The 4,029-nt window shown below is 74.8% G+C and carries 3 protein-coding genes; 1 reads left to right on the forward strand and 2 read right to left on the reverse strand.

The features are described from left to right. Positions 1–203: 203 nt before the first annotated feature. On the forward strand, positions 204–596 hold the full coding sequence (locus FNQ90_RS14885; protein WP_194432551.1) for a DUF6343 family protein: 393 nt from the start codon (positions 204–206) through the stop codon (positions 594–596). 63 nt (positions 597–659) lie between these two features. On the opposite strand, the gene FNQ90_RS14890 is transcribed toward FNQ90_RS14885, so the two are convergent. Together FNQ90_RS14890 and FNQ90_RS14895 are read right to left on the reverse strand one after the other, a co-directional pair. Further along, positions 660–2,534 (reverse strand): protein kinase domain-containing protein, encoded by a 1,875-nt coding sequence (locus tag FNQ90_RS14890; RefSeq protein WP_182606824.1) that lies wholly within the window; start codon positions 2,532–2,534, stop codon positions 660–662. A gap of 269 nt (positions 2,535–2,803) precedes the next feature. Further along, the coding region (locus FNQ90_RS14895; protein WP_323379972.1) for a glycoside hydrolase family 6 protein at positions 2,804–4,029 on the reverse strand (1,226 nt) is incomplete at its 5' end.

A 4,029-nucleotide genomic window follows, 5' to 3' on the forward strand; every position in this document is an offset into this window, starting at 1 on the left:
CCGATGCCCCCTTCGGGATCCCTCCGACGACCCCGCCACGGTGTCCCGGCCGGGTCGGACCGGGCCGGGAACGGCCGGGCGAGGTCCCGGCGAGCCATCGAAAAGGCCCGGTGGTGGAAGGGACCGCGGGCCGGGGGCGCGTACCCGGGCGAGGACCGGGCAGGAGCCGTTCCGCAGCGTTGTCAACCCCCCGGAGTGTGATCATGTCCTCCCCCGAGAACCCCGATCCCACCGGTGGCTCCCGCGCGTCCGGTCCCTCCGACCGGGATCACGGACCCGAGGGCCGCGCCCCCGTGCCGCGCTCCCGTTCCGGAGTGATCGGCCGACGCTCCGAACGCGCCGGGACCGAGCCGGTGAACGCCCGCTCGGCGCTCCGACTGCGCATGCGCCTGTCGGTGATCTTCATCCCGCTGTTCATCGGTCTGACAGTCGTCTTCGCCGTCTGGTGGGGCACGGCCGAGCCCGGTGACACCCCCGGGCCGGCCGAGCTGAGCCTGCTGACCATCGGCGCCGGGGTCCTGGCGGTCCTCGCGACCATCAACCTGATCGTCATCCTGCGCCGCATCAAGCGGGAGCGCGGCACCGTCGAGCCCTGACCCGGCGCGTCCCGCCCGCCGCCGGAGGGCGGCGGGCGCCGGGCCGTGCCCGGCGCCCGGCCGTCAGACGTTCACGCCGTGCGCCCGCGCGATCTCCACCAGACCGTCGGGGTAGGCGCGGCTGGCGGCCAGGAAGCCCCACCCGCCCTCCGTGCGGTACAGCTCGCCCAGGGTCAGCCCGGTGGCCGAACCCGGCCGGCCGGGCAGTCGGAAGCCGCACAGGAACTCGCCCTCGGCGCTCTCCGCGGCCCCCTCGGCCGCCGCCTCCACCCGCACCGACAGGTCGGTCAGGACCCCGAAGGTGTGCCCGCGCTCCTCCGCCTCGTGCAGCGAGAGGGCCAGCACCACCCGCTCGGCCCCGGCGGGCAGCCACTGCTGGCGCACGCCGAAGCTCATCTCGTGCTCACCCGGCCCCGCCACCAGGGAGACGCTCAGGTCCCCGCGGGTGACGGTGTTGTTGTAGAAGACGAAGTGTTCGTCGCTGAGGACCGTGCCGTCCCCGTCCACCACCAGGGCGCTGGCGTCCACCTCGGGATCCTCCTCCGCTCCCTCGGCGACCTCCCAGGAGAGCACCACCCGCAACTGCTCGCTCTCCGGCAGCGGGGCCATCCGCTGCCGGGGGGCCAGCCACAGGGCACCGGGGGCGACCACCAGGCCGGAGGTGAGGGTCGCGCCGGCGAAGCCCGACGCACCGGCGGCGGGGTCCGGCGCCGCCTCCTCGGCGGCCGGTTCCTCGACGGCCGCCGCCTCGACTGCCTCCTCGAGGACCGGTTCCTCCGCCGCCGGGGGGATCTCCTCGTCCGGTTCGGCGGGCACGGCGGGCTCCTCGGGCCCGGGGGGCAGGACGACGGTGGCGGCCGTACCGAGGGGCACGGCCTCCGCCGCGGACACGGGCACCGATGCCGCCGGGGCCGCGAAGCCGTTGCCCAACGACAGGCGGGGGTCGATCCGGGTCGGTTGGTACGCCGGGGGCAGGGGCGCGCCCGCCGCCGCGAGGGGGCGAGCGGATCCCCCGTCGCCGTCACCATCACCGTCGGTGTCCCCGTCGCCGTCCCCATCACCGTCGGCGTCGGGGAGTTCGGGGCAGGGCATCCCGCGCAGCAGGTCGGCCACCTCGGCCGCGCCCGTCGGCCGTGCGTCGGGACGCTTGGCCAGCAGGGCGAGGACCAACTCGTCCCACTCGGCGGGCAGGCCGGGGCGCAGCGCGCTCGGCGGCTCGGGGGTGTCCAACATCTGCTGCCGCATCAGGGCGTACAGCGCTTCCGCGCGGAACGGCGGCCGGCCGGTCAGCAGGGCGTAGAGCATGCAGCCCAGCGCGTAGAGGTCGCTGCGCGCCTCGTAGCCGCCGGACTCGATCTGCTCGGGCGCCATGTACGCGGGGGTGCCCACCACCAGGCCGGTGAAGGTCAGCCGGGCGTGGTCCCCGGAGTCGGCGAGGACCGCGGCGATACCGAAGTCCAGCACCCGCACCAGGCCGTCCGCGCACACCATGACGTTGGCGGGCTTGAGATCGCGGTGCACCACCCCCGCCCGATGGGCGACGGCGAGCCCGCGGCAGATCTGCTCGCCCCACAGCGCCACCTCGGCCGGCCGCACGGGCCGACCGCCTTCCAGCACCTGTTCCAGCGAGCGACCGTGCAGCCGCTCCATGACCAGGTAGAGCACGGTGCCGTCGTCCACGGCGGCCTCGCCGGCGTCGTGCACCGTCACGATGTAGGGGCTGGTCAGGCCCGCCAGCACCTTGGCCTCGCGATCGAACCGCTCCTTGGCCCGGGGATCGCGCCGCAGGGAGACCCCGCTCATCACCTTCACCGCCACCCGGCGTTCCAGGCGCAGGTCGTCCGCCTCGAAGACCGCCCCCATGCCCCCCTCGCCGAGCCGCTGCCCGATCCGGTAACGGCCGTCCAGCACGAGCCCGTCCATCCGCACCCCTGTCACGCCACCCTCGCAGTGTTGTTCAGGGCTCCATCAAACTGACCCATTTCCGGCCCGTCAACGCGACCACCGTCGGTTCGTGGACATGCGCGGACGGTACCCCGCCCGACGACCGACGGATGGGACGGATGGGACGCGGGGGCACGGATCCGGCGCCGGGAGCGCGGGCACGCCGGCCCCGGGGCGCGGGGTGCGCCCCGGGGTCGGCCGCGCGCGGACGGCGCGTTCTCGACGGCTCCGCGCGCAAACGCGCGGTCCCCGCGTCGTCCGGGTCAGCGCAGCGCGGGCTGCGCCAGGCGCGCCAGTTCCAGCGCCTGCTGCGGGAACCACTGGCCGGCACGCGGCGCGACGGTGCCGCGCTCGGGGTCCTCCGGGCCGTCGGTGCCGCGCAGGCACTCGCCGTCGGACTCACCGGGGATCTTGATCCACAGGTGCGCGTCGATCAGCGGGTCACCGGTGTTGGCGGTGGGACGCTGCCCCAGGCCCCGGTCCGGCGGGTTGCACCAGGTCTGCGGGTCCGGGTAGGCGGCGTCCTCCGGCGCGGACCACGGACCCCGGCCGTTGCGGCTGGTGTCGGTGACGTACGGCGTCCACTCCGCCCGGTCGGTGGTGACGTGTTCGGCCAGCCACTCCAGGGCCTCCTGCGGCTCCCACCACTGGTTCGGACAGTCGGCGGGGTCGCCGCCCTCCGCCGCGTAGGCCAGGCAGCCGGAGATCAGGTTGCCGTACCGGGCGAGGCTCTCGTCGGTCTGGTAGTTGGAGGGGTTGAGGTAGTAGCCGCGGGCGGAGGCGATGTCGGCCTCGATCAGGCGGGTGACGATGGAGTCCACCCGGTGCCAGTCGCTGTGCCCGGCGTCGAGGTAGACGTTCACCTTCGGCTTGGACGCCAGGACGTCCACCGCGTACCGGATCTCGGTGAAGCGGGCGGCGGTGAGCGTCTCCTCCTCGTCGTCCTGGCCGCAGTCGTTCGGCATCAGGGCCAGCGAGTCGGGTTCCAGGATCACGATGCTCGGGTGCGGGCCGATGCCCTTGGCGACCTGATCGATCCACTCGATGTACTCGGCGGTGTCGGAGGCGCCACCGGCGGAGTACTGGGCGCAGTCGCGGCCCGGCACGTTGTACAGCGACAGGACCGGCATCGCCTTCTGCCGCTTGGCGTCGGTGACGGTGCGGCGGGCGTCGGCGCGCACGTCGTGGCCCTCCTGGCCGGTGAGCCAGACGGCCTGCGGGGTGGAGATCATCCGACGTATGAGGTCGGCGTCCCGGAACTGTCCGGCGCGGGCCAGATCCTTGATCTGGGTCAGGGCGCCGGGGTTGGGCGGCGGGACGTGGAAACGCGTGACGGAGGGGCCCTTCCCCTTTCCGGGGTTCGGCCCGGGGCCCTTTCCGGGGCCGTGGTGCGGCCCGGCCGCGGCGGTGCCGGCGGCGAGGACCAGCGCGGCCCCGGCGGCGACCAGGGCGGTGAGGGCCCGCAGGCCGCGCCGACGGGGGGTCGGGC

Source organism: Streptomyces alkaliphilus, assembly GCF_014141535.1.
Classification (GTDB): domain Bacteria; phylum Actinomycetota; class Actinomycetes; order Streptomycetales; family Streptomycetaceae; genus Streptomyces; species Streptomyces alkaliphilus.